27 protein-coding genes and 1 pseudogene are annotated in these 25299 nt (G+C 68.9%); 13 read left to right on the top strand and 15 right to left on the bottom strand.

Annotated features, from left to right (window positions below; all coding sequences use genetic code 11):
- Positions 1-211: 211 nt before the first annotated feature.
- Positions 212-1582, bottom strand: coding sequence for a type VII secretion protein EccB (gene eccB, locus WU80_RS12425; RefSeq protein WP_055403407.1), 1371 nt, complete (start codon positions 1580-1582; stop codon positions 212-214).
- A gap of 119 nt (positions 1583-1701) precedes the next feature.
- Here eccB and WU80_RS12420 point away from each other — a divergent pair, with 119 nt between their 5' ends.
- Together WU80_RS12420 and WU80_RS12415 are read left to right on the top strand one after the other, a co-directional pair.
- Positions 1702-2541, top strand: a complete 840-nt coding sequence (locus WU80_RS12420) for a cutinase family protein (RefSeq protein WP_055403406.1) — start codon at positions 1702-1704, stop codon at positions 2539-2541.
- A gap of 57 nt (positions 2542-2598) precedes the next feature.
- Positions 2599-3219, top strand: coding sequence for a cutinase family protein (locus tag WU80_RS12415; RefSeq protein ID WP_055403405.1), 621 nt, complete (start codon positions 2599-2601; stop codon positions 3217-3219).
- Here WU80_RS12415 and truA read toward each other — a convergent pair.
- The 8 genes from truA to infA all read right to left on the bottom strand — a co-directional run bounded on the left by truA (position 3216) and on the right by infA (position 7935).
- On the bottom strand, positions 3216-4064 hold the full coding sequence (gene truA, locus WU80_RS12410; protein ID WP_197281252.1) for a tRNA pseudouridine(38-40) synthase TruA: 849 nt from the start codon (positions 4062-4064) through the stop codon (positions 3216-3218). The genes WU80_RS12415 and truA overlap by 4 nt on opposite strands.
- Positions 4051-4698: a 50S ribosomal protein L17 gene (gene rplQ / locus WU80_RS12405; protein WP_055403403.1), complete on the bottom strand. Its 648-nt coding sequence runs from the start codon at positions 4696-4698 to the stop codon at positions 4051-4053. Before rplQ ends, truA begins: the two co-directional genes overlap by 14 nt.
- 114 nt (positions 4699-4812) lie before the next feature.
- Entirely contained in the window at positions 4813-5856 is a 1044-nt protein-coding gene (locus WU80_RS12400) for a DNA-directed RNA polymerase subunit alpha (RefSeq protein ID WP_055403402.1), read from the bottom strand.
- 130 nt (positions 5857-5986) lie between these two features.
- Positions 5987-6592 (bottom strand): 30S ribosomal protein S4, encoded by a 606-nt coding sequence (gene rpsD / locus WU80_RS12395; protein WP_055403401.1) that lies wholly within the window; start codon positions 6590-6592, stop codon positions 5987-5989.
- Between the two features lie 11 nt (positions 6593-6603).
- The gene (gene rpsK / locus WU80_RS12390) at positions 6604-7020 is read right to left on the bottom strand and encodes a 30S ribosomal protein S11 (RefSeq protein WP_046182344.1); all 417 of its coding nucleotides are present in this window, start codon (positions 7018-7020) and stop codon (positions 6604-6606) included.
- A 6-nt stretch (positions 7021-7026) separates the two neighbouring features.
- On the bottom strand, positions 7027-7401 hold the full coding sequence (gene rpsM / locus WU80_RS12385; protein ID WP_007167900.1) for a 30S ribosomal protein S13: 375 nt from the start codon (positions 7399-7401) through the stop codon (positions 7027-7029).
- A gap of 160 nt (positions 7402-7561) precedes the next feature.
- A complete protein-coding gene (gene rpmJ / locus WU80_RS25415; RefSeq protein ID WP_003879483.1) occupies positions 7562-7675 on the bottom strand; it encodes a 50S ribosomal protein L36 in 114 nt (37 codons plus the stop codon).
- Positions 7676-7713: 38 nt separating this feature from the next.
- Positions 7714-7935: a translation initiation factor IF-1 gene (infA, locus tag WU80_RS12380; protein WP_003418601.1), complete on the bottom strand. Its 222-nt coding sequence runs from the start codon at positions 7933-7935 to the stop codon at positions 7714-7716.
- A 272-nt stretch (positions 7936-8207) separates the two neighbouring features.
- Between infA and WU80_RS12375 the strand changes: the two genes are divergently transcribed.
- The 8 genes and pseudogenes from WU80_RS12375 (at position 8208) to WU80_RS12340 (ending at position 17276) form a co-directional block, all read left to right on the top strand.
- Positions 8208-9893, top strand: coding sequence for an FAD-dependent oxidoreductase (locus WU80_RS12375; protein ID WP_055403421.1), 1686 nt, complete (start codon positions 8208-8210; stop codon positions 9891-9893).
- Complete coding sequence (locus WU80_RS12370) at positions 9890-11365, top strand: ATP-binding protein (RefSeq protein WP_055403400.1); 1476 nt, start codon at positions 9890-9892, stop codon at positions 11363-11365. The genes WU80_RS12375 and WU80_RS12370 overlap by 4 nt, the downstream gene beginning before the upstream one ends.
- 29 nt (positions 11366-11394) lie before the next feature.
- On the top strand, positions 11395-12240 hold the full coding sequence (locus tag WU80_RS12365; protein ID WP_046182367.1) for an LLM class F420-dependent oxidoreductase: 846 nt from the start codon (positions 11395-11397) through the stop codon (positions 12238-12240).
- 11 nt (positions 12241-12251) lie between these two features.
- Positions 12252-13118, top strand: a complete 867-nt coding sequence (locus WU80_RS12360; RefSeq protein ID WP_055403399.1) for an LLM class F420-dependent oxidoreductase — start codon at positions 12252-12254, stop codon at positions 13116-13118.
- A 27-nt stretch (positions 13119-13145) separates the two neighbouring features.
- Positions 13146-14141, top strand: coding sequence for a dTDP-glucose 4,6-dehydratase (gene rfbB / locus WU80_RS12355; protein ID WP_055403398.1), 996 nt, complete (start codon positions 13146-13148; stop codon positions 14139-14141).
- 1 nt (position 14142) lies between these two features.
- A complete protein-coding gene (gene rfbC, locus WU80_RS12350; RefSeq protein ID WP_055403420.1) occupies positions 14143-14763 on the top strand; it encodes a dTDP-4-dehydrorhamnose 3,5-epimerase in 621 nt (206 codons plus the stop codon).
- A gap of 156 nt (positions 14764-14919) precedes the next feature.
- Positions 14920-16046: pseudogene (locus WU80_RS12345) on the top strand (acyltransferase family protein).
- Positions 16047-16136: 90 nt separating this feature from the next.
- Entirely contained in the window at positions 16137-17276 is a 1140-nt protein-coding gene (locus tag WU80_RS12340; RefSeq protein ID WP_055403397.1) for an acyltransferase, read from the top strand.
- On the opposite strand, the gene WU80_RS12335 is transcribed toward WU80_RS12340, so the two are convergent.
- The 6 genes from WU80_RS12335 to WU80_RS12310 are packed head-to-tail and all read right to left on the bottom strand — an operon-like array spanning position 17236 to position 21689.
- Positions 17236-17637, bottom strand: coding sequence for a hypothetical protein (locus WU80_RS12335; RefSeq protein WP_055405765.1), 402 nt, complete (start codon positions 17635-17637; stop codon positions 17236-17238). The two genes, WU80_RS12340 and WU80_RS12335, sit on opposite strands and share 41 nt — an antisense overlap.
- On the bottom strand, positions 17634-18554 hold the full coding sequence (locus WU80_RS12330; protein ID WP_055405461.1) for a metallophosphoesterase: 921 nt from the start codon (positions 18552-18554) through the stop codon (positions 17634-17636). The genes WU80_RS12335 and WU80_RS12330 overlap by 4 nt, the downstream gene beginning before the upstream one ends.
- A complete protein-coding gene (locus WU80_RS12325) occupies positions 18551-18943 on the bottom strand; it encodes a cupredoxin family copper-binding protein (RefSeq protein WP_082460002.1) in 393 nt (130 codons plus the stop codon). The genes WU80_RS12330 and WU80_RS12325 overlap by 4 nt, the downstream gene beginning before the upstream one ends.
- A 30-nt stretch (positions 18944-18973) precedes the next feature.
- Positions 18974-19675: a Rieske (2Fe-2S) protein gene (locus tag WU80_RS12320; protein WP_055405463.1), complete on the bottom strand. Its 702-nt coding sequence runs from the start codon at positions 19673-19675 to the stop codon at positions 18974-18976.
- Positions 19672-20220 (bottom strand): RNA polymerase sigma factor, encoded by a 549-nt coding sequence (locus tag WU80_RS12315; protein ID WP_055405464.1) that lies wholly within the window; start codon positions 20218-20220, stop codon positions 19672-19674. The genes WU80_RS12320 and WU80_RS12315 overlap by 4 nt, the downstream gene beginning before the upstream one ends.
- Positions 20221-20264: 44 nt before the next feature.
- Positions 20265-21689, bottom strand: a complete 1425-nt coding sequence (locus tag WU80_RS12310; RefSeq protein ID WP_055405465.1) for an FAD/NAD(P)-binding protein — start codon at positions 21687-21689, stop codon at positions 20265-20267.
- Between the two features lie 111 nt (positions 21690-21800).
- On the opposite strand from WU80_RS12310, the gene WU80_RS12305 reads away from it, so the two are divergent.
- The 3 genes from WU80_RS12305 to mmsB form a co-directional block, all read left to right on the top strand.
- Complete coding sequence (locus WU80_RS12305; protein ID WP_055405466.1) at positions 21801-23321, top strand: CoA-acylating methylmalonate-semialdehyde dehydrogenase; 1521 nt, start codon at positions 21801-21803, stop codon at positions 23319-23321.
- Positions 23322-23326: 5 nt separating this feature from the next.
- Positions 23327-24487: an isobutyryl-CoA dehydrogenase gene (locus WU80_RS12300; RefSeq protein WP_055405467.1), complete on the top strand. Its 1161-nt coding sequence runs from the start codon at positions 23327-23329 to the stop codon at positions 24485-24487.
- Between the two features lie 12 nt (positions 24488-24499).
- Positions 24500-25299, top strand: an 800-nt coding sequence (gene mmsB, locus WU80_RS12295) for a 3-hydroxyisobutyrate dehydrogenase (RefSeq protein ID WP_055405764.1), incomplete at its 3' end; no start/stop codon positions are given.

Genomic DNA, 25299 nt, shown 5'->3' with positions numbered 1-25299 from the left:
TCTCTCAAACCTCGACCCGCTACGTCGAGTGAATCGGCAAGTATGTGGAAAGTGTACGGCCCACGCCGACAGGTTGATGTAGTCAGCGACGCACGGCTGTGCATGAAATGCGGCGCGATGGCGTGGGCCACGTTTCCGACCCGCCATGCTGAAAGCGTTGGCCGGCCGAATGATGGGGCACAGGCGTCTACACGGCAAGGGTGGTGACTCACTACGGGGAGCCCGTGACGGAGTCGCGGGGGATTGACGCCTTCTCTCTGCTCAGCTCCGGCCCAGCGGGGAGCAGGGCCAGGACCGGCCACGGCGCCGGGATCGCCGCCGGCAGTCCGAGGTCGTGTGCGGCGTCGTCGTCGTGAATCGCGAAGCGCACCCCGGAGTCGGTGACCAAATAGCGCGCGCCGGCCCGCACGTAGGCGCTCCGCCCGGGCGGCACGTACACGGCGTCCAGGGCGGGCCCGGGGCCGTCGGCCTGCGCCAAAGACATCGGCGTCCGACCCGGCGGGAGCGGCAGCCCACTGCCGACCGATAACGTGACGCCGGGTTCGCCGGGCGGCACAACCGGCCAGGAGACACACAACGCGCTGACGTCGTCCGAAAGCGTCGGCGCCCGATCGGGGAAGCCGGCCACCGGCAGCGCGTCGTCGATCGGGGCGGAGCGGATCGCGTCGGGCGCCACCGCCACGACGGTGGCCGTGCCCTGGGAGTTGCCGAAGCGCAGGAGGTCGGCGGCCACCTGCCCGATGCGCTGGACGCCGTCGGCAAGCACCGCGTAATACTCGTCACCGCCCGCTTGTGTGACGCGCACCACACTGCCCACCGCAAATCCGGGCAACGCAGCCGCCCTTCCGCCGGCGCCGCGCACCCTCGGCGTCCTGATCGGCGCCGCCTCCGGGATCGCATCCAGCAACGCGGGCGAGACGCGGCGCGGTGCGCGCCCGTCGAGCCGGAGCGCGCGCACCACCGCGGCGTCGGTGACGTCCACCAGGGCCCGCTGCCCGTCGTAGAGCAAGTAAGTCGGCGAACCCGGGCCGGCCGCGACCAGGGTGGCTTGCCCAGCGCCCAGGCGGCGGACCGGCGTTTCGTCGGTGTGCCCCGCGATCACCGTCGTCGCGCCGGGGCCTTCCGTATCGCAGATCGTCCAGCCCGAGTCGGCCGCCGGCAACGGTTCGCCGATGAGCTGCGGCGCGCCCGGGATGCCCAGCAGCGGGCCGCGTTTGGCGCGCGCCAGGTCGGCCTCGGGTGCCGATCGGGGGCTGGCCGCCGTCCCCACGACCAGCCGCGCGGATGCCAGGTTCGGCACCGGGTGCCAGGTATCGCCCACCCGCACGTACAGCGCACCGGATTCCCGCCCCATCACCAGTTGGGCCTCGTCCAGCGCCACCCGTGGCCGCAGCAAACCAGCGAGCCCAGCCACCGCGACGGCGATAGCCGCCAGCGCGCACCCGGCCGTCAGCGCCGCCCCTGACGAGGGCGAGCGTGCGCTGAGCGTGTGGATATCTCCACCCAGCAACGCGCACTCGGCACGGCGCAGCAGAAATCGGTGACCGCTGACGTGCAGCCACGTGGTCGGCCGACCCGGCACTGATCCCCCAACCCCCGTACTTCCTGGGCACACGGTAAAGCGGCCGGCCGCGCGGCCGCTTAATTGATCCACAGGCCAGCGAACTTTCGAACCGTGCTTAGGGTAGGTAAAGTTACGGCGTGTTTTCCCACCGCTTAGGTCGCTGGGTGGGCCCGGGGGTTTCTGCAGTGGTCACCGCCGCCGGCCTGCTGGTATCCCCCGCTGCGACGCCGACAGCCTCCGCCTTCGACTGCCCGGACGTCGAGGTCATCTTCGCCCGCGGCACCAACGAGCCGCCGGGTCTGGGCCGGGTGGGCGACGCGTTCGTGGACTCGCTGCGCGAGCAGACCCACCTGAACATCCTTCCCTACGGGGTGAACTACGCGGCCAGCAAGCTGCAGCTGCACGGCGGTGACGGCGCCAACGACACCATCGACCGCGTCAAGAAGAGCGTCGAAACGTGCCCGAACACCAAGATCGTGCTGGGCGGCTACTCGCAGGGCGCGTCGGTGATGGACATCGTGGCCGGCGTGCCGATCGGCGGCATCAACTGGGGCAACTCGCTGCCGGCGCAGTACGCCCCCAACATCGCCGCCGTCGCCACCTTCGGCGACGTGGCCGACCGCGCCGGCGGCACGCTGCCCAGCCAGAGCGCGCTGCTGGGCTCCAAGGCGATCGACCTGTGCAACCCCAACGACCCGATCTGCCACGCCGGCCCGGGCAACGAGTGGAGCGGGCACACCGAGGGTTACGTTCCGGTGTACACCACCCAGGCCGCCGCGTTCGTCGCGCAGAAGCTGTTGGCCGGCACCGGCCAGTCGGTTCCCGGCTTCGGACCGCCGCTGGGTCCGGTTCCGGGCAGCACGCCGTCGCCGGTGAACGGGCAGACCCCGCCCGGCTCCCCGCCGTCGATCCACGGCGGAACCGCTCCGGCTCCGGCCGCGCCCGACACGGTGACTCCGCAAGCTCCTCTCGTCTGAATCGTTACCGGCCCGCGATCATCGCGCCCCTAACATCGTGGGGTGAGGCTTATTCCGTTGACGCTGGGCGCCGGACTGCTCGCGGGAGGCGCGATAGTGGTTGCTCCGCAACTGCTTCCGCAAGCGTTCGCCTCGTGCCCCGGCGTTGAGGTGGTATTCGCCCGCGGCACCGACGAACCGCCGGGTGTCGGCAAGGTCGGCGGGGCGTTCGTCAACGCGCTGCGCCAGCAGACTTCCAAAAGCGTTGGCTCCTATGGGGTGAACTACCCGGCCAACAAGGACTTCCTGGCCGCCGCCGACGGCGCCAACGACGCGAGCAATCACATCCAGCAGATGGCCGGCAACTGCCCCAACACCAAGCTGGTGCTCGGCGGCTACTCGCAGGGCGCCGCGGTGGTCGACATCGTCACGGCCGCACCGGTGTCCGGGCTGGGATTTCGCCAGCCTTTGCCGGCCGCGGCCGCCGATCACGTGGCCGCCGTCGCGCTGTTCGGCAATCCGTCCGGCCGCGCCGGCCAGCTGATGAGCGCACTGACACCGGAATTCGGCGGCAAGACCATCGACCTGTGCAACCCCGGCGATCCGATCTGCTCGGGCGGCACCCAGTGGGCGGCGCACCTGAGCTACGTGCCGGGCCTGACGAACCAGGCCGCGCGTTTCGTCGCCGCCAAGGTTTAGCGGGTGCGCAGGTCCCGGGTGATCAGGTTGCGCGCCTCCAGCTGGTCGTCCGGCGGATAGTCGACGCGCACCAGCGTCAGCCCGTGCGCCGGCGCGGCCGCGTAGTCGCTGGAACGGCTTGTGGCGCTGAGCAATTCGCGACACCACGACGCCGGTCGGCGGTGTTCGCCGACGGCCAGCAGCGCCCCGACCAGTGAGCGCACCATCGACCAGCAGAACGCGTCGGCGGTGACGTGCGCGGTGATCAGGTCGCCGTCGCGCGCCCAGTCGAAGCGCTGCAGGTCGCGGATGGTGGTGGCGTTGGGTCGGTGCCGGCAGAACCCGGCGAAGTCGTGCAGCCCCACCAGCTCTCGGGACGCGGCGGCCATCGCGTCGACGTCCAGCGGGCGCGGCCACGCGGTGACGTAGCGCGCCTGCTGCGGCTGCGCCCCGTAGGGCGCCGTGGAGAGCCGGTACACGTAGTGGCGCCGCAGCGCCGAGAACCGGGCGTCGAAACCCGCTGGGGCGCGGGCGATGTCGAGCACTCGGACGTCGGTAGGCAGGAACCGGCCGAGCCGGCGCACCAGCGGCCGGAACTCCGGCTCGCCGAGCGGCGAGCGCGGATAGGCGTTCGGCAGCGCGTCCAGCGGCACGTCGAGGTGGGCCACCTGCCCGGTGGCGTGCACACCGGTGTCGGTGCGCCCGGCGGCGCGCAGCCGAACCGGCGTGCGGAACAGGGTGGTCAGCGCCTCGTCGAGAATCCCGGCCACGGTGCGCTGGCCGGCCTGAGCGGCCCAGCCCGCGAATTCCGTTCCGTCATAGGCGATGTCGAGCCGCAGACGGACGTGATCGTTAACTCTCGTCAGCCTCGTCGGCCTCTTCGGCCTTCTCCGCCTCGGCGCGTGCCTCGATGGCCTCGTCGTGCTTTTCCTCGGCGGCGGCCTCGGCCTCGGTCGCCTCCGAAGCCTCGGTGGACTCCGAAGCCTCCGGCGTCTCCTTGGCCTCGGTCTCGGTCGCCTCCTCGGCCGTCGGGCCGACGGCTTCGGAAGGCTCGACCGCCGCCTGAGGTGCCGCCGCCGCCGCAACCGGCGCCTTCTTGGGCGTCTTGGTCCGGCGCGCCCGTTCGGCCTCCGAGGTCACCGTCTTCTCCAGCACCAGCTGGATCACCGCCATCGGGGCGTTGTCGCCCTTGCGCGGCTCCACCTTGATGATGCGGGTGTAGCCGCCGTTGCGGTCGGCGAAGAACGGCCCGATCTCCTCGAACAGCTTGTGCACGACGTCCTTGTCGCGGATCTTCTTGAGAACCTCACGACGATTGTGCAGCGTGCCCTTTTTCGCGTGCGTGATCAGCTTTTCGGCATACGGCCGCAACGCGCGCGCCTTCGGCTCGGTCGTCTTGATCTGGTTGTGCTCGAACAGCGACGTGGCCAGGTTGGCCAGCAGCGCCTTCTGGTGCGAAGACGACCCGCCGAGGCGAGGACCCTTGGTGGGCTTGGGCATTGCACTATCTCCTAAGTGGGGCCGACCCCCGTATCAGGTAGGGCCGGGACGGACGTCTTTAGTTGTGTCCGGTTCCTCAGCGGCCGCTGCACGGCCGCATCGTCACCGGACTGATTAAAGCTGTTCGGTTTCCGCGTAGTCCTGGTCGTCGTAGGCGCCCTCGGTGGACCAGGTGCCGGTGGCCACGTCGTACCCGGCCACCTGCGACGGGTCGAAGCTCGGCGGGCTGTCCTTGAGCGACAGACCCAGCTGGTGCAGCTTGACCTTCACCTCGTCGATGGACTTCTGACCGAAGTTGCGGATGTCCAGCAGGTCGGACTCGGTGCGGCTGACCAGCTCGCCGACGGTGTGCACACCCTCGCGCTTGAGGCAGTTGTACGACCGCACCGTCAGGTCCAGGTCGTCGATGGGCAGCGCGAACGAGGCGATGTGGTCGGCCTCAGCCGGCGACGGCCCGATCTCGATGCCCTCGGCCTCGACGTTGAGTTCGCGTGCCAGACCGAACAATTCGACCAGGGTCTTACCGGCCGACGCCAGCGCGTCGCGCGGGGTGATGGAGCTCTTGGTCTCGACGTCCAGGATCAGCTTGTCGAAGTCGGTGCGCTGCTCGACACGGGTCGCGTCGACCTTGTAGGTGACCTTGAGCACCGGCGAGTAGATGGAATCGACCGGGATGCGGCCGATTTCGGCACCCGAGGCGCGGTTCTGCACCGCCGGCACGTAGCCGCGGCCCCGCTCGACGACCAGCTCGACCTCGAGCTTGCCCTTGTCGTTCAGCGTGGCGATGTGCATGTCGGGGTTGTGCACCGTCACACCGGCGGGCGGCACGATGTCACCCGCGGTGACCGCGCCCGGGCCCTGCTTGCGCAGGTACATGGTGACCGGCTCGTCCTCCTCCGAGGACACCACCAGGCCCTTGAGGTTCAGGATGATCGCGGTGACGTCTTCCTTCACCCCGGCGACGGTGGTGAACTCGTGCAGCACGCCGTCGATGCGGATGCTGGTGACGGCCGCGCCGGGAATCGACGACAGCAGCGTGCGCCGCAGCGAATTGCCCAGGGTGTAACCGAATCCGGGCTCCAGGGGCTCGATGACGAACTGCGAGCGGTTGTCGGTGAGGACTTCCTCCGACAGGGTGGGTCGCTGAGAGATCAGCATGGTGTTTCTTCTTCTCCTTCTCGGCACCCGCTATTTGATGCCGACTGTGTTGTCCGCTCCGACCCGCCGCGCCCGGCTTCACCGCGCTTGCGATCGTCGCAGCCCTGCGCCGGGTTCAGCGCGGGGAGTCTTACTTCGAGTAGAACTCGACGATCAGCTGCTCGGTGAGCGGCACGTCGATCTGCGCCCGCTCGGGCAGCTGGTGGATCAGGATGCGCTGGCGCTCCCCGACCACCTGCAGCCAGCTCGGGATCGGGCGGTCGCCCGCCGTCTCCCGCGCGATCTGGAACGGCACGGTGTTCAGCGAGCCCTCGCGCACGTCGATGATGTCGTACTGCGACACCCGGTAGCTGGGCACGTTGACGTGCACGCCGTTGACGCTGAAGTGGCCGTGGCTGACCAGCTGGCGGGCCATCCGGCGCGTGCGGGCGAGCCCGGCGCGGTAGATGACGTTGTCCAGCCGGCTTTCCAGGATGCGCAGCAGGTTCTCACCGGTCTTGCCGGAGACGCGGTTGGCCTCTTCGTAGTAGCGGCGGAACTGCTTTTCCATGACGCCGTAGGTGAAACGGGCCTTCTGCTTCTCCTGCAGCTGCAGCAGGTATTCGCTCTCCTTGATCCGCGCGCGGCCGTGCTGGCCGGGCGGGTAGGGGCGCTTCTCGAACGCCTGGTCGCCACCGACGAGGTCGGTGCGCAGCCGGCGCGACTTGCGGGTGATGGGTCCGGTGTAACGAGCCATGATCCTTGTTCCTAGACCCTTCTGCGCTTCGGCGGACGGCAGCCGTTGTGGGGCTGCGGGGTGACGTCGGAGATCGCGCCGACCTCGAGGCCCGCGGCCTGCAGCGAGCGGATCGCCGTCTCCCGGCCCGAACCCGGGCCCTTCACGAACACGTCGACCTTGCGCACACCGTGCTCCTGCGCCTTGCGCGCGGCGTTCTCGGCGGCGAGCTGCGCGGCGAACGGGGTCGACTTCCTCGAACCCTTGAAGCCGACGTGACCCGACGACGCCCAGGCGATGACGTTGCCCTGGGGGTCGGTGATGCTCACGATCGTGTTGTTGAACGTGCTCTTGATGTGGGCGGCGCCGTGCGGGATGTTCTTCTTTTCCCGCTTGCGGGTCTTCTGCCCCTTCTTGGGCGCAGAGGCTGCCTTCTTGGCTGGTGGCATGGGCGATTACCTGGCCTTCTTCTTGCCGGCGATGGTGCGCTTCGGGCCCTTGCGGGTGCGCGCATTGGTCTTGGTCCGCTGGCCGCGCACCGGCAGGCCGCGGCGGTGCCGCAGGCCCTGGTAGCAGCCGATCTCGATCTTGCGGCGAATGTCGGCCTGCACCTCGCGGCGCAGGTCGCCCTCAACCTTGAGGTTCGCTTCGATGTAGTCACGCAAGTGGGTCAGCTGGTCGTCGGTCAGGTCCCTGGTGCGCAGGTCCTTGTCGATCCCCGTCGCTGCCAGGATCTCGTTCGACCGGGTGCGGCCGACGCCGAAGATGTACGTCAGCGCGATCTCCATCCGCTTGTCGCGCGGGAGATCGACGCCTACTAGTCGAGCCATAGGTGGCGTTTCCTCTTTTTCTATGCGGAGGTCTGATCCCAGCCCGTTCCCGCTCCAAAGTTTGGGGCGGGGCCCGGCCTCCGTTCCGGGCGTGATGAACGGCCTATCCGCTCAGTGGTGCTGGGAGGTCTGCATTCAGTTGTGTGGCAAGCGCTTCGGGTCAGCCCTGACGCTGCTTGTGGCGCGGATCGGAGCAGATCACCATGACCCGCCCATGCCGACGGATCACCCTGCACTTGTCACAGATTGGCTTGACGCTCGGGTTCACCTTCACGGCTGTTCGATCCTGTTCTTCTCGTTGTCTGGTCGGGCTTACTTGTACCGGTACACGATGCGGCCCCGGGACAGGTCGTACGGAGACAGCTCCACCACCACCCGGTCCTCGGGCAGGATGCGGATGTAGTGCTGCCGCATCTTGCCGCTGATGTGGGCGAGCACCTTGTGTCCGTTCTCCAGCTCAATGCGGAACATCGCATTGGGCAGGGGCTCGACCACGCGGCCCTCGACCTCTATGGCACCGTCCTTCTTGGCCATATATCTTCAGCAATCCTCGTCTTTGGTTTCGTATCCTTGAGTGCGCCCATATCGGCGCAGCATTCGCCCGACTAGAAACGTGAGCCAAGGGCAGGAAATTCCAGGAATTCCTAGGACAGGGCACGCAAAAAGTCGGCGCGGATGACGCACCGTTGTCCCACGATACCTGGTCAGGCGCCTGACCCAAAATCGCCAGCAGCGTAATCCGCCGGGCCGGCAACGCGCCGCCTCGACCTGCCGTCAGGGCCCTGACGAGGGCATACTTGAATCCGATGACGAGTCCCGCGAGTCCCGCAGAACCATCCACCCAGCCTCGCAAGCCGGTCCTGCTGACCGTCGACGACGATCCCTCGGTCTCCCGCGCGGTCGCCCGCGATCTGCGCCGCCAGTACGGCGACCGGCACCGGATCGTGCGCGCCGAGTCGGGCCCCGACGCGCTGGAGACGCTCAAGGAGCTCAAGCTGCGCGGTGAGACGGTCGCGGTGCTGATCGCCGACTACCGGATGCCGCAGATGAGCGGCATCGAATTCCTCGAGCGGGCGATGGACCTGTACCCGGCGGCTCGCCGCGTGCTGCTCACCGCCTACGCCGACACCCACGCCGCCATCGACGCGATCAACGTCGTCGACCTCGACCACTACCTGCTCAAGCCGTGGGATCCGCCGCAGGAGAAGTTCTACCCCGTCATCGACGGGCTGCTGGACGCCTGGCGGGCGTCCCCCGAGCACCCGATCCCGCACACCAAGGTGATCGGGCACCGCTGGTCGGAGCGGTCCTGGCAGGTGCGCGACTTCCTGGCCCGCAACGGCCTGCACTACTCCTGGTTCATGGCGGACGAGCCCGACGGCGAGCGGCTGCTCACGGCCGCCGGCGAGGACGGCCTGCGTCTGCCCGTCGTCGTCACCGAGCGCGGCGACACCCTGGTCGAGCCCACCGACGCGCAGCTGGCCGACACCCTGGGCCTGACCACCACGCCGTCGCAGGAGTTCTACGACCTGATCGTCATCGGCGGCGGCCCGGCCGGCCTGGCCGCCGCGGTCTACGGCGCGTCCGAGGGGCTGCGCACGGTGCTCATCGAGCGCACCGCGACCGGCGGCCAGGCGGGCCAGAGCTCGCGGATCGAGAACTACCTCGGCTTCCCCGACGGGGTGTCCGGCGGCCAGCTGGCCGACCGCGCCCGCCGGCAGGCCGAGAAGTTCGGCGCCGAGCTGATCACCGCCCGCACCGCCACCGCGCTGGAGGTCAACGGCCCCAAGCGCACCGTGCGGTTCGCCGACGGCGGCTCCATCGACGCGCACGCCGTCATCCTGGCCACCGGCGTCGCCTACCGCCAGCTCCCGGCGGAAGGCTGTGGCGAGCTGACCGGCAAGGGCGTCTACTACGGCGCGGCGGTCTCCATCGCGTCGGAATGCGCGGGCGAGGAGGTCTACGTCGTCGGCGGGGCCAACTCCGCCGGCCAGGCCGCGATGTACCTGTCCCGCGAGGCCAAGTCGGTGACCATCGTGGTGCGCGCGCCGTCGCTGGACGCCTCGATGTCCTACTACCTGATCCAGCAGATCGAGCAGCGGCCCAACATCACCGTGCGCACCTGCACCGAGGTGCGCCGCGCCGTCGGAGCGGACCACCTGGAGCGGCTGACCCTGGTCGACAACCGGACCGGGGAGACCGAGGACGTCACCTGCGCGCGGATGTTCATCTTCATCGGCGCCGCCCCGCGCACCGAGTGGCTGGACGGGGTGCTCGCCCGCGACGACCACGGCTTCGTGCTCACCGGACCGGACCTGCGCAACGTGTGCGGCTGGACGCTGGACCGCCCGCCGCACCACCTCGAGACCAGCGTGCCGGGGGTGTTCGCCACCGGCGACGTGCGCGCCGAGTCCGCCAAGCGCGTCGCGGCCGCGGTCGGCGAGGGGTCGATGGCCGTCATGCTGGTGCACCGCTACCTGGCCGAATCGTGACCGCCAAGACCCCGTGCGAGCCCGACGAGCTGCGCAGCCTGTTCCTCTTCGAGGCGCTCAGCGACGAGCAGCTGGCGGTGCTGTGCAGCAACGGGCACATCGAGAACTACGAGCCGGGACCCATCTGCGTCGAGGGTGAGCCGGCGACCTGCTTCTACGTCCTGATCGAGGGCGAGCTGACCATGTCGAAGCTGTCCGGCGGCCAGGACATCGAAACCAACCGCACCTCGCAGCGCGGCGTCTACTGCGGGGCCTGGCGGGCGTTCACCGGCGGCAAACAGAAGAGCTACGACGCCTCGGTGCACGTGACCAAGCCCTCCCGGTTCTTCGTGATGGACGCGCCGGTGTTCGCCCAGTTCATGAAGGACCAGTTCCCAATGGCGGTGCACCTGCTCGACGGCATCGCCGTCGGCACCGACCGCACCCGCCGGATCATCGACAACCGGGAGAAGCTGCTGGCGCTGGGCCGGCTGTCGGCCGGGCTGACCCACCAGCTGAACAATCCGGCCGCGGCCACCGTGCGCGCCGCGTCGGAGCTGCGGCAGCGAGTCGCCGGCATGCGCCAGAAGCTCGCGATGCTCGCCGACGGCACCGTCAGCCCGGAGGCGCTGCGCGCGCTGGTGCGCCTGCAGGAGGAGGTCGCGGCCCAGGTCGCCAAGTCGGCGTCGACGAACCTGACCGCGATCGAGACGGCCGACCTGGAGGACGCCGTCGGCGAATGGCTCGAGGAACACGACATCGAGGGCGGCTGGGACATCGCCCCGACCTTCGTCGAGGGCGGCATCGACACCGATTGGCTGGAACGCATCGCCGCGGCCACCGAGGAGCTCGGCGCGTCGACGTCGCTGGAGAAAGCCATCCGCTGGCTGACCTACACCGTCGAGGGCGAGCTGCTGCTGAACCAGATCCTGGAAGCGAGCAAACGGATTTCGGCCCTGGTCGCCGACGCCAAGCAGTATTCGCAGATGGACCGGGCCCCCTTCCAGGTGGCCGACATCCACGATCTGCTGCGCAGCACGCTGGTGATGTTCGCCGACCGGCTGGGCCGCGACGCCGCCGTGCAGGTGGCCAAGGACTTCGACAAATCGATTCCCGAAATCCCTTGCTACCCAGGCGATCTCAATCAGGTGTGGACCAACATCATCGACAACGCGATCGCCGCGATGGGTGATGCGGGCGGCACGCTGACCATCCGCACCTGCCGCGAAGGCGAGAGCATGGTCCGCGTCGAGATCTGCGACACCGGTCCGGGGGTGCCCGAGGACGTCCGCGAGCACATCTTCGAGCCGTTCTTCACCACCAAGCCCTTCGGCCAGGGCACCGGCCTGGGGCTCGATCTGGCGTTCAACATCGTCGTGAAGAAACATCGCGGCGACCTGCGGGTGGAATCGGTCCCCGGCGACACCCGGTTCATCGTGCTGCTGCCGCTGGAGCCGCCGCCCCCCGACGCGAGTTCGCTGGACCCGGAATAGCGGCCTGCGCCGGCGGGTTGGGAACGACCATGACCGATGCAGCGAGCAAGCCCAATCTTGGCCGGTTCGGATCGTTCGGACGCGGCGTCACGCCCCAACAAGCCAAAGACATCGAAGCCCTGGGCTACGGGGCCGTCTGGGTGGGCGGTTCACCGCCGGCCGAGCTGGCCTGGGTCGAGCCCATCCTCGAGGCGACGACCACCCTGCAGGTGGCCACGGGCATCGTCAACATCTGGACCGCACCCGCCAAGCCGGTGGCCGAATCGTTCCACCGCATCGACAAGGCCTATCCGGGCCGGTTCCTGCTCGGCATCGGCGTCGGCCATCCCGAGGCGCACACCGAGTACCGCAAGCCCTACGACGCGCTGACGGAGTACCTGCAGCAGCTCGACGACTACGGGGTGCCCGCCAACCGCCGCGTGGTGGCCGCGCTGGGCCCGCGCGTCCTCAAGCTGTCGGCCGAGCGCGCCGCCGGGGCCCACCCGTACCTCACCACCCCCGAGCACACCGCGCACGCCCGCGAGCTGATCGGCCCGTCGGCGTTCCTGGCGCCCGAGCACAAGGCGGTGCTGACCACCGACGCCGAGAAGGCGCGCGCGGTCGGCCGGCGGGCGCTCGACATCTATTTCCAGCTCGCCAACTACCGCAACAGCTGGAAGCGGCTCGGCTTCACCGACGAGGAAGTCACCAAACCGGGCAGCGACCGCCTGGTGGACGCGGTGGTGGCCTACGGCACCCCCGAGGCCATCGCGGCCAGGCTGAAGGAGCACCTCGACGCCGGCGCCGACCACGTGCCCGTGCAGGTGCTGACGAAGGATGACAACCTTGTCTCGGCGCTGGCCGAATTGGCGGGGCCGCTCGGATTGAACGCATAAGGGGGACGTAGATGACCGGCGCCGCAGCACTGAAACCCGACCTGGGCCAATTCGGCGTATGGCTGCCGGGGCGCTCCATCACCCCCGAACTGGCCGAGCGGATCGAGTCGCTGGGCTACGGCGCCGCCTGGGTCGGCGGTTCCCCGGACGCCGACCTGTCCTGGGTCGAACCGGCCCTGGAGCGGACGACGTCGCTGCAACTGGCCACCGGGATCGTCAACATCTGGACCGCGCCCGCGCAGGCCGTCGCCGAGTCCTTCAAGCGCATCGAAAGCGCTTATCCCGGAAGGTTTTTGCTGGGGGTGGGCGTCGGGCATCCCGAGCACACCCAGGAGTACGTCAAGCCGTACGACGCGCTGGTCTCCTACCTCGACGAGCTCGACGCGGCGATGGTGCCGACCAGCCGCCGGGTGCTCGCGGCGCTCGGGCCGCGCGTGTTGCAGTTGGCCGCGCGGCGCAGCGCCGGCGCGCACCCTTACCTGACCACCCCGGAACACACCGCGAAGGCCCGCGAACTGGTCGGCAACTCCGTGTTCCTGGCGCCGGAACACAAGGTGGTGCTCACCACCGACCCGGAGGAGGCCCGCGCGGTCGGCCGCCGGTACGCCGACTTCTACCTGGACCTGAGCAACTACGTGAACAACTGGCTGCGGCTCGGCTTCAGCGAGGCCGACGTCCGCAAGCCGGGCAGCGACAAGCTGATCGACGCGGTGGTCGCCTACGGCACCCCGGAGGCCATCGCGCAACGGCTGCGCGAACACTGCGACGCCGGGGCCGACCACGTCGCCGTCCAGGTGCTGGACGCCGCCGGCGACGACGCGGTGATTTCGGCGCTGAGCGAATTGGCCGGACCGCTGGGGCTGACTCGCACAAGCTGATCGAGCCGCTCGGTTAGGGTTTGCACCATGCGGTTACTGGTCACCGGCGGCGCTGGGTTCATCGGCGCGAATTTCGTGCACAGCACCGTGCGCGAGCACCCCGAGGACTCGGTGACCGTGCTCGACGCCATGACCTACGCCGGCCGGCGCGAGTCGCTGGCCGACGTCGAGGACGCCATCCGCCTGGTGGTGGGCGACATCTGCGACGCCGAGCTGGTCTCGAAGCTGGTCGCCGAGTCCGACGCGGTGGTGCACTTCGCCGCGGAGAGCCACGTGGACAACGCGCTGGACGACCCGGGGCCCTTCCTGCACACCAACGTGGTCGGCACGTTCACCATCCTGGAGGCGGTGCGGCGCCACGGCGTGCGGCTGCACCACATTTCGACCGACGAGGTCTACGGCGACCTGGAGCTCGACGACCCCCACCGGTTCACCGAGTCGACGCCCTACAACCCCTCGAGCCCGTACTCGGCGACCAAGGCCGGCGCCGACATGCTGGTGCGGGCGTGGGTACGCTCGTATGGCGTGCGGGCCACGATCTCGAACTGCTCCAACAATTACGGGCCGTATCAGCACGTGGAGAAGTTCATCCCGCGACAGATCACCAACATCCTCACCGGCCGGCGGCCCAAGCTGTACGGCAGCGGCGCCAACGTCCGCGACTGGATCCACGTCGACGACCACAACAGCGCCGTGCGGCGCATCCTGGAACAGGGCGAGATCGGCCGGACGTACCTGATCAGCTCCGAGGGCGAGCGCGACAACCTGACCGTGCTGCGCACACTGCTGAAGATGATGGGCCGCGACCCCGACGACTTCGACCACGTGACCGACCGGGTCGGCCACGACCTGCGCTACGCGATCGACCCCTCGACGTTGTACGACGAACTCTGTTGGGCGCCAAAGCATACCGATTTCGAGGAGGGGTTGAGCTCAACCATCGATTGGTATCGTGCCAACGAATCCTGGTGGCGCCCTTTGAAGGACGCCGCGGAAGCCCGCTACGAAGGACGTGGTCAGTGAGATGAAAGTTCGTGAGCTCGACATACCGGGGACGTGGGAGATCACCCCGACCCTGCACGGCGACTCTCGCGGCCTGTTGTTCGAGTGGCTGACCGATCACGACTTCACCGCATTCGCGGGTCACCGCTTCGACGTCGCGCAAGCCAATTGCTCGGTGTCGTCGGCCGGCGTGCTGCGGGGCCTGCATTTCGCCCAACTTCCGCCGAGCCAGGCCAAGTACGTGACCTGCGTGTCGGGTTCGGTATTCGATGTGGTGGTCGACATCCGCGAAGGCTCGCCCACCTTCGGCCAGTGGGACTCCGTGTTGCTCGACGACCTGGAGCACAAATCGATCTATATCTCCGAAGGCCTGGCGCACGGCTTTCTCGCCCTGCAGGACAATTCCACGGTGATGTATCTGTGCTCGGCCGAATACAGCCCCGGGCGCGAGCACACCATTTGCCCGACCGATCCGGCGCTGGGCATCGAATGGCCGCTGGTCGACGGCGCACCACCGACGCTTTCCGCCCGCGACGCCGCGGCCCCGACTTTCGAAGAGGTGCGCGCCGCCGGCCTATTGCCTGGTTGGGCCGATACCCAGGCGTTCGTCGAGGGTTTGCGCCGCAAATTCGACGCCCAATAACGCGGGCGCGCCTCGACGGCGGAAGATTTCGCGGGGTATGGATCTGCCGGCCGTTCGCTACGCCGGGTTTGTTCGGGGCACATTAGGCCTACCTTTCTGCTGTTCTGTCTGGTTAGGATGGCGCCGTTACAACGTGTGCCGACGAAAGGCAGGCGGATGAAACTCGGGCAAGTGTTCGATCCGCGAAACAATGCACTAAACGCGTGGCGGCTGGCGCTGGCGGGCGAAGTCATCTTTTGGCACGTCTTTTCGCTCAACGGCCCCATCCCGTCAAACAGGACGTTCCTCCAACTTTTTTTTCGATAGGGGTTGACGGCTTCTTCGCGATCTCCGGCTTCCTCATCACCGCGAGCTGGTTGAACAACCCAAACGTCCGCGACTATTTCGTGGCCCGGGCCCTGCGTATCCTGCCCGGGTTTTACGTCTGCCTGCTCGTCACCGCGTTCCTCATCGCCCCCGTCGGCGTGGCGATCCGGGGCGGTTCGCCCGTTCAACTCATCCTTTCCGGCGCGCCGCTCGAATACGTCCTCAAGAACGCGGCGGTGGCGTTCGTGAAATTCGATGTCGGCGGCACACCGACCGGAATTCCCGATGCCGGCGACTGGGACGCCTCCCTGTGGTCGCTCATCTGGGAGGTGATGTGTTACCTGATCGTCGGGGTGATCGGCGTGGTGGGACTGGCCAGCCGCCGATGGGTCTCCCCCGCGATACTGGCGCTGGCGACCGTCGGTGCGCTGCTGATGCCGGCCATCACCTTTCCCGAGGTCTTGCATCACCCCGGCGGCGACGCGCGCACCGCGCTGATCTTCCTGGCCTGCCGCACCGCGATCATGTTTTCGGCCGGGGCGCTGCTGTACCAATGGCGAGACGCCATTCCCGCCCGCTGGTCGCTCGTCGCGGTCAGCGTTGTCGTCGTCATCCTGGCGGGCCGGTTGCCGGATTACCGGGTGATCGCCGCCGTTCCGCTGGCCTACGCCATCGTGGTCTCGGGCACGCTACTGCAACACCGGCGCCTGCGGCTGCGGACGGACATCTCGTACGGCATGTACATCTACGCGTATCCGGTTCAGCAGTTGCTGGCCGTTTCCGGGCTTTTCAACACGAACAGACTGCTGATCTTCAGCGTGGTGTCGGTCGCCACCGTGCCGCTCGCCTTCGCGAGCTGGTTCCTGGTCGAAAAGCCCGCGCGATCGCTCAAACACCGCTTCGCACCGAAGCGGTCCGGCGCGGGGAAGCAGCCGCTGGTCGTGCTGCCGCCGGACTTCCGAGGTATGGCGCACTAGTCGCCGAACGGCCGAAAAGCCGAACGCCCCTGGGCGGCGTGGCATAGGATGCCGCGGACAGCTTTGGCGGCGGACGAGGGGTGGAGACCGATGAACCTCGGGCAGGTGTTCGATCCGCGAAGGAACGCGCTGAACGCTTTTCGGCTAGGCCTGGCGGCCGAGGTCATCTTGTGGCACTCCTTCCCGGTGACGGGCCGCATGCCACCGGCGCCGACGCTCCAGCTGTTGTTCTCCGTGGGCGTCGACGGCTTCTTCGCGATCTCGGGCTTCCTGATCACGGCGAGCTGGCTCAACGACCCGCGGGCCCGTGACTATTTCACGGCCCGCGCCCTGCGCATTTTTCCCGGCTTCTACGTCTGCCTGCTCGTCACCGCGTTAGCCTTCGCCCCGATCAGCGTGGCGATCCAGGGTGGGTCGCCCACGAAACTGCTGTTCTCCAGCGCGCCGCTCGAGTACATCTGGAAAAACAGCGCCTTGATCTACCTGCATCACTTCGTCGGCGACACCCCGAAGGGGATCCCCGACGCGGGCGGATGGAACGCTTCGCTGTGGTCCCTCATCTGGGAATTCATGTGCTACATCATCGTTGCCATCATCGGCCTGGTCGGCCTGGCCAACCGCCGCTGGGTGTCGCCCGCGATCCTGATACTGGCGACGCTGGGCGCGCTGGTGTTGCCGCCGCTCACCTACCCCGGGGTGTGGACCATCCCCCAGCTCGCTGTCCGCTCCGCCCTTACGTTTTCGGCCGGCGCCCTGCTGTACCAATGGAAGGACGTGATTCCGGCCCGTTGGTCGCTCGTCGCGGTCAGCGTGGTGATCGTGCTGGCGTCCAGCCAGCTGCCCGACTACCGCGTGGTCGGCGCCCTGCCGCTGGCGTACGCGGTGGTGGTCTCCGGCATCCTGCTCAAGCACCGGCGGCTGCGGCTGCGCACCGACCTGTCCTACGGCGTGTACATCTACGCGTTCCCCACCCAGCAGCTGCTGGCCATCTGCGGGTTGATCTGGCTGAATCCGTTGATCTACTTCGTGATTTCGACGGCCGCCACCCTGCCGCTGGCCGCGGGAAGCTGGTTCCTGGTGGAGAAGCCGGCGCAGCGGCTCAAATCGCGCCTCAAGCGGAAGTGGTCCGGCGCCAACGCCGAGCTCTCCGAGGCCGAGGCGCCCCCCGATGCCGTCGCGGCGGACCGGGCTACGCCGAAGCCAACTCCGGAGGTTCCGGATACCGCCTAGCCAGCGGCCGCCACTTCACCGACAACGCCCACAGCAGCACGGTCAGCGCCTCCGCTCCCACGCTGAGCGCGGCGTACGGCGCGGGTTCCCAGCCCCGCTCCAAAAAGCCGTTCAGCCCAACGGTTCTCGATAACGCGAACGCGACCAGCGAGCCGCCCGCCAGGGCCGCGCCGGCCCAGCGCAGCCACGCGGGCCCGCCGACCAGCACCAGCAGCGCGATGGCGAACGACGCGCTGGCCTGGACCAGGAAGGCGGCGCCGATGTCCGGGATGTGGCGGTAGCCATGGACATACAGATAGGCGTGGCAGGCGCCGCCGACCGCCAGTGACGCGGCCAGGCCGATGCGGATCAGCAGAGTCATTGCAACGTCCGTTCTTTCAGCGCCAGGGTGGTTTCGCCCTGGGTGTAGCTCACCTCGCGGACGCCGAGCGCGTCGCGAAGCTTGCCGGCGGGCAGGGTGACCGGCTTGGGCGCCGGGCCGTCGCCGGGTCGCGGCAGCGGGTACGCGGTCGTGGTCCCGCTGTAGAACGTCACGTTGCCCTCGGTCTTGGAAAACAGTTGGTGCACATGCCCGTTGAGGCAGGTGACCGAGGAGAACCGGCGCAGGTAGGACAGGGCCTGGGTCGCGTCGTCGGTGCCCCACCCCCAGTCGGGGTACATCGCGAACAGCGGGATGTGGCTGAACACGATGATCGGGGTGTCGCTCGACAGCCGCGCGACGTCCTTCTGCACGAACTCCAGCTGATCGGTGCCCAGATGCCCGAGCTTGCGCAGGTTCAACGTGTTGACCAGTGCGATCACGTGAACGCCTGCGATGTCGAAGCTGTACCAGCCATCGCCGACCGAGCCCGCACCGAAGGCGCTCCGGTATTTCTGCCCCGCGTCGTCGACCGAATCGTGCTCCCCGGGCACGGTGAACACGTGCGGCGTCTTCAAGGCACTCATCATCTGCTTCGCCTGGTCGAACTGCTCGGGGCTGGACAGGTGTGTGAGGTCACCGGTGTGCACCACGAAATCCGGTGTGTAGCCGAGGTTGTTGATCTGGTCGATCGCGTGGCCGAACGTCCCGGTGACGTCCGGGTTGGGCGCGCCGGTGAACCCGATGTGGCTGTCACTGACCTGTGCGAATCGCAGGCTGGGCCGCGCGTGCGCGTGCTCGGCGGCCGATGCGCCGGCGACATGCGAGATCACCTCGCCGCCGACGACGGCGAACCCGACCGCCGCCCCGAACCACGCCGTGTGCCGCATCAGCTGGCGGCGGCTCATGTTCGGGTTCATCGCGTCACCACCACCGTCCCGCGCATCATCGGGTGGATGGAACAGACGTAGTCGAACGTCCCGGCGTCGGTGAAGGTGTGGGTGAAGGTGGCCCCCGTCCCCATCCCCGGCGAGTGGAACGACCCGTCGCTGGCGGCCACCGTGTGCGGCTCTTCGTCGCGGTTGGTCCACGTGACGGTGGTGCCCACCGGGACGGTCAGCGTGGTGGGCGCGAACGCGAAGCCGTCGATGTTGACCTGGTTGCCGCTCACCGGGGCGGCCGGCGCGGACGCCGACATCGAACCCATGGACATGGTGGGGCTGGAGCCGGTGGCGGGCCGCGCGGCCGAGCAACCCGCCAGCAGCGCGGCGGCGGCCAGCGCGACCGCCGAATGTTTTGCAAGCGTCATGCCCAGGAATAGGGCGGCGGGTTACACCGCTCAGGCGGGCTGGTCGGGCCGGGCGGGCGCGAACACCTCGATGTTGCCGTCGACCTCGCGGACCAGCAAGGGGGGCAACGGCTTTGGGGCGATCGGTAGCTGATGGGTGAGCACCTGCCCGCTGGGAGCGAAGGATGTCGAATGACAGGGGCAGCGCAACGTGTCGTCGGGCGCGTCGAACCACAGCCGGCAGCCCTGGTGGGTGCACACCCCGGACACGGCCTGCGGCTTGCCGTCGACGCGGCGGACGAACCCGCTGACCGACCCGAGGTCGAAGGGGTGCATGACCCCGTCGGGCACCTGCGAGCTGGCCGCCACCCGCTGCCAGGTTCCGGCGTTGGGCGTGAGCGGCGCGTTGTCGGCGGCGGGGACCGCGGTGGGCTCACCGGCGAGCACGGCCCGGTCTATGGACACCGCGGTGACCGCGGCGGCCGCGGCGGCCGAGGTGCCGACGATGACCTGCCGGCGCGTGCTGCTGTGCGTGCGCGCCGCTTCCGGCGGGGCGTCGGACAGCTGCTCGGCGAGGCGGCGATGCAGGTCGTCGAGGAATTCCGGGCGCGGGGTCTCGCCGCGGCGCCCGGCCGCGCGCAATTCGATCGCCGTGCGCAGCTGCGCCGCCTCGAAATCGTCGGGGGCGAACGGCCTGGGCCGCCGGCCCCGCAGCAGGTCGTCGACGTACCGGCGCAGTCCTCGCGCGTTCATGACGGGCCCCCATCGTTGACCTGCGCCGCCAGGCGCAGAGCGCGGTGCTGGAGCACCTTGGCGTTGGCGACGCTGACGCCCAGGCGCGCGGCGGAGTCCTTGATCGAATGACCTTGCAGGAAGCGCAGTTCCAGGATCTGCCGGTACCGGTCCGGCAGGTTGTCCAGAACCTGGGCGACACGCTGCGGCGCCGTGCTGATCGCCTCCTCGCTGTCCGGTGGTTGCTCGATGTCGTCGATCGAGGTTATCTCCCGACCCAGGGTCTCCCGCCAATGCGCGGCCAGCACCGTGCGCGCGGTGACGCGCAGGTACGCACGCACCTCGCCGACGCTCGCGGTCAGCCGCAGCGGCCGCAGCGCGGCCAGGAAGACCTCCGCGGTGAGGTCCTCGGCGTCGGCCCGGTTGCCCACCCGGGCGTACAGCGTGCGGTACACCCAGGACGCGTTGTCGGTGTAAACGGCCTCCCAGTCGGGATAGCCGGCGTCAAATCCGCTGTCGGGCACCGCCCGCAGCGGCCGTTTGACGGGTTCGCTTTGTGCCGCCACGTGCCTCCTCCACCCGATGAATATCGAGCCGGGTTACACCGGAATCACGGTGCGGCCAGTGAGGTTTGTTCACTCAGCAGTTCGTCGAGTTTGCTGGCGGTCGCCGCGAACACCGACTTGGCGATGCCCAGGAGGCGCTCACGCACCCGCGGCTTGGCCGACGCAGGCGGCAGCAGGTGGCCGATCAGGTGGCCGAACAGGTCCAGGCGCGCCCCGGACATCCAGGCGGTCAAGTCCGGGTCGTCGAGCCAGCGCAGCTGGTTGGCGTAGTCGGCCTGCGCCAGTCGCAGGTAGTCGGTGTCGGTGTCGGGATGCGGCAACGGCACGCACAGCTCGTTTTTCACCTCGTCGTCGGCGTAGGCGGCCTCGACGTGGGCGGTCAGCGCGGCGCTGAAGATCTGTTGGCATCCGCGCACGCTTTGCAGCGTGATCCGGCCGGCATCGAAAATGGGCGTGGCGGGCCGCTTTTCGGCGCCGTCGGCGGTGCAGTCGATGTACAGCGCGCGTCCGTCGCGGGCCAGGACGCCGCCGTCGAGCACCATCCGGTCCGCCTCGACGCGCAGCAGGTGGCCCATCCGCACCACGTCGCGAATGCGCTGCAGTTGCTCGAGCTCGAGCCGGGTGACGGTGGCGCAGCGATACATGGTCGGCCGGACCGCGGGATCTAGCCGCAACAGGCCGCCGGATTCCTCGAGGCGCGAGAACAGGTCGTCGACCGACACGGCGTCGCTGATGGCGCGCAGCTGCGCGATGAAGCTGGCCTTGATTTGGTCGGCGAACAACGCCCCGGGCTGCATGGCGGCGCGGTCCAGCAGCCACGAGTCGCGGGGCATGATCCAGGTCAGCCGGTCCGGCGCGACGCCCTGGCCGAGCAGCCACAGGCAGGTGTCGATGCCGGTCTTGCCGGCCCCGACGATCACGTAGCGCCGATGCGGGCCCAGCCTCGGCAGCTCGTTGGGCGACACGCAGCTGACGCCGTCGGCCACCTCATACGGCGGCGGGCGCATGGCGGGCACCGTCACCCGCATGTAGGTGGCGTCGACGGTGCGGCGCGCGTCGACCGTGTACTCGGCACCGGCGAGCGTGGTGAAGCGGCCTTTACCGTCGTCCTGGCCGAGGTATTCGCTCATCGGGAAGTAGCTGAGCCGCCCGCTGGGCAGCAGCTGCTGGCGCAGCACGTGGTCGTAGTAGGCGCACACCTCGCCGGCCGTCGCCAGCTCGTAAAGCCCTTGGTTCCAGCCGATTTGGTCGATCGAGTCGCGGCCCAGCGGCAGCGAGTTGACGCCGTAGAACGCCGAGGGCTGGTGCAGCCGGACGAAGGGGTAGGCCATGGTCCAGTGGCCGCCCGGCTGGTGGTGGCGGTCGACCAACACCACGCGGGCGTCCGTCTCGGTCACCAGCGTGTCGACGAACGCCATGCCCATGGCGCCCGCGCCGACCACCAGGTAATCCGCCTCGATGGTGTGCATACGCCTGAAGGCTACGCGCGCCCCCTGGCCACCCGTCCTTGCGACGCCCGGCGGCAGTTACTAGGATATCCAAGTATCCGCCTCTCCTGCGCGCACGAACCCGAGGACACCATGACCACACAGATCTCCCACTTCATCGATGGGCAGCGCACCCCCGGCCAGTCCGCCCGCACCGCCGACGTCTTCAACCCCAGCACCGGGGAGGTGCAGGCGCAGGTGCCGATGGCCGGCCAAGCCGACGTCGACGCCGCGGTGGCCTCGGCCGTCGAGGCCCAAAAGGGTTGGGCGGCATGGAATCCGCAGCGCCGCGCCCGCGTGATGATGCGCTTCATCGAGCTGGTCAACGACCACATGGACGAGCTCGCCGAATTGCTGTCCCTCGAGCACGGCAAGACGCTGGCCGACGCGCGCGGCGACATCCAGCGCGGGATCGAGGTCATCGAGTTCGCCATCGGCATCCCGCACCTGCTCAAGGGCGAGTACACCGAGGGCGCGGGTCCCGGCATCGACGTCTACTCGCTGCGCCAGCCGCTGGGGGTGGTCGCGGGCATCACCCCGTTCAACTTCCCGGCCATGATCCCGCTGTGGAAGGCCGGACCGGCGCTGGCCTGCGGCAACGCGTTCGTGCTCAAGCCCAGCGAGCGCGACCCGTCGGTCCCGGTGCGACTGGCCGAGCTGTTCGGAGAGGCCGGCCTGCCGCCCGGCGTCTTCCAGGTCGTCCACGGCGACAAGGAGGCCGTCGACGCCATCCTGCACCACCGGAACATCCAGGCGGTGGGTTTCGTCGGCAGCTCCGACATCGCCCAGTACATCTATTCGACCGCCGCGGCGACCGGCAAGCGCGCGCAGTGTTTCGGCGGCGCCAAGAACCACATGATCGTGATGCCCGACGCGGACCTCGACCAGGCCGTCGACGCGCTGATCGGCGCCGGTTACGGCAGCGCCGGCGAACGCTGCATGGCGATCAGCGTGGCGGTGCCGGTCGGCGAGCAGACCGCGAACCGGCTGCGCGCCCGGCTGATCGACCGGATCAACAACCTGCGCGTCGGCCACAGCCTGGACCCGAAGGCCGACTACGGCCCGCTGGTGACCGATGCCGCGCTGGCGCGGGTGCGCGACTACATCGGCCAGGGCGTGGAGGCGGGCGCCGAATTGGTGATCGACGGCCGCGAGCGGTCCAGTGACGACCTCGCGTACGGGGACGCCAGCCTCGAGGGTGGATTCTTCATCGGCCCAACGCTTTTCGACCACGTCACCCCCGACATGTCGATCTACACCGACGAGATCTTCGGCCCGGTGCTGTGCATCGTGCGCGCCCACGATTACGAAGAGGCGCTGCGACTGCCGTCGGAGCACGAGTACGGCAACGGCGTGGCGGTGTTCACCCGCGACGGCGACGCCGCCCGCGACTTCGTGTCCCGGGTGCAGGTGGGCATGGTCGGCGTGAACGTCCCGATCCCGGTTCCGGTGGCCTACCACACCTTCGGCGGCTGGAAGCGCTCCGGTTTCGGCGATCTCAACCAGCACGGCCCCGCGTCGATCCAGTTCTACACCAAGGTCAAGACCGTCACGTCGCGGTGGCCGTCCGGCATCAAGGACGGCGCCGAATTCGTGATCCCGACAATGGATTAGGCGCCATGTTCACTCTGAACGACGACGAGCGGGTCATCACCGAGACGGCTGCCGCGTTCGCCGCCAAACGAATCGCCCCGCACGCGCTGGATTGGGACGCGACCAAGCACTTTCCGACCGACGTGCTGCGCGAGTCCGCCGAGCTCGGCATGGCCGCCATCTATTGCCGCGAGGACGTCGGCGGCAGCGGGCTGCGCCGGCTCGACGGCGTCCGCATCTTCGAGCAGCTGGCCATCGCCGACCCGGTCACCGCCGCCTTCCTGTCCATCCACAACATGTGCGCGTGGATGATCGACAGCTTCGGCACCGCCGAACAGCGCAAGGCCTGGGTGCCGCGGCTGGCCGCGATGGACGCCATCGCCAGCTACTGCCTCACCGAGCCGGGCGCCGGGTCGGATGCCAGCGCGTTGAGCACCCGCGCCGTCCGCGAGGGCGGCGACTACGTCCTCGACGGCGTCAAGCAGTTCATCTCCGGCGCCGGGGCATCGGATGTCTACGTGGTGATGGCCAGGACGGGCGGTGACGGCCCGCGCGGCATCTCGGCCTTCGTCATCGAAAAGGGCGCCAAGGGGCTGAGTTTCGGCGCGCTCGAGGAGAAGATGGGCTGGCACGCCCAGCCGACCGCGCAGGTGATCCTCGAGGGGGTGCGGGTGCCGGCCGAGGCCATGCTGGGCGGCGCCGACGGCGAGGGCGCCGGCTTCGGCATCGCGATGAACGGCCTCAACGGCGGCCGGCTCAACATCGCGGCGTGCTCGCTGGGCGGCGCGCAATCCGCCTTCGACAAGGCGGGCGCCTACGTGCGTGAACGCGCGGCGTTCGGCAAGTCCCTGCTCGACGAGCCCACCGTCCGGTTCACCCTGGCCGACATGGCCACCGGGCTTCAGACGTCGCGAATGATGTTGTGGCGGGCCGCGGATGCGCTGGACAACGACGATCCGGACAAGGTCGAGCTGTGCGCGATGGCCAAGCGCTACGTCACCGACACCTGCTTCGAGGTGGCCGACAAGGCCCTGCAGCTGCACGGCGGCTACGGCTACCTGCGCGAGTACGGTCTCGAGAAGATCGTTCGCGATCTGCGGGTGCACCGCATCCTGGAAGGGACCAACGAGATCATGCGGGTGGTCATCGGCCGCGCCGAGGCCTCGCGAGTGCGCGCGAGCGCGTAGAAAGGCGGTCAGATGACCGAGCACCTGACGGTGGCCTTCCTGGGCCTGGGCCACATGGGCGGCCCGATGGCGACGAACCTGGTCGCGGTCAAGCATGCGGTGCGCGGGTACGACCCCGTTCCGGTGGCGTTGTCCGCGGCGGTCGAGACCGGCGTCACCGGATTCGACACCGCCGCCGACGCGGTGGCCGACGCCGACGTGGTGATCACCATGCTGCCCAGCGGCGACATCGTCAAGCGTTGCTACGCCGAGGTGCTGCCCGCCGCGCGGGCGGGCGCGCTGTTCATCGACAGCTCGACGATCTCGGTCAACGACGCCCGCGAGGTGCACGCGCTGGCCACCGGGCACGGCATGGCGCAGCTGGACGCGCCCGTCTCCGGCGGGGTGAAGGGCGCGGTCGCCGGCACGCTGGCGTTCATGGTGGGCGGCGATGCGGAGGCCCTGGAGCGCGCCCGGCCGGTGCTGGAACCCATGGCGGGCAAGGTGATTCACTGCGGCGCCGCCGGCGCCGGGCAGGCCGCCAAGGTGTGCAACAACATGGTGCTGGCGGTGCAGCAGATCGCCATCGGCGAGGCGTTCGTCCTGGCCGAGAAGCTCGGGCTGTCCGCGCAGTCTTTGTTTGACGTCATCACCGGCGCGACCGGCAACTGCTGGGCCGTGCACACCAACTGCCCGGTGCCCGGCCCGGTGCCGACCTCGCCGGCCAACAACGACTTCAAGCCGGGTTTCGCGACCGCGCTGATGAACAAGGACCTGGGCCTGGCCATGGACGCCGTGAGCTCGACGGGCTCCTCGGCCTGTCTCTTATACAC

Origin of the sequence: Mycobacterium sp. UM_11, from assembly GCF_001414075.1 — a bacterium.
In the GTDB taxonomy this organism is placed as follows: domain Bacteria; phylum Actinomycetota; class Actinomycetes; order Mycobacteriales; family Mycobacteriaceae; genus Mycobacterium.
This window is presented reverse-complemented; position numbering and strand designations above follow the sequence as displayed.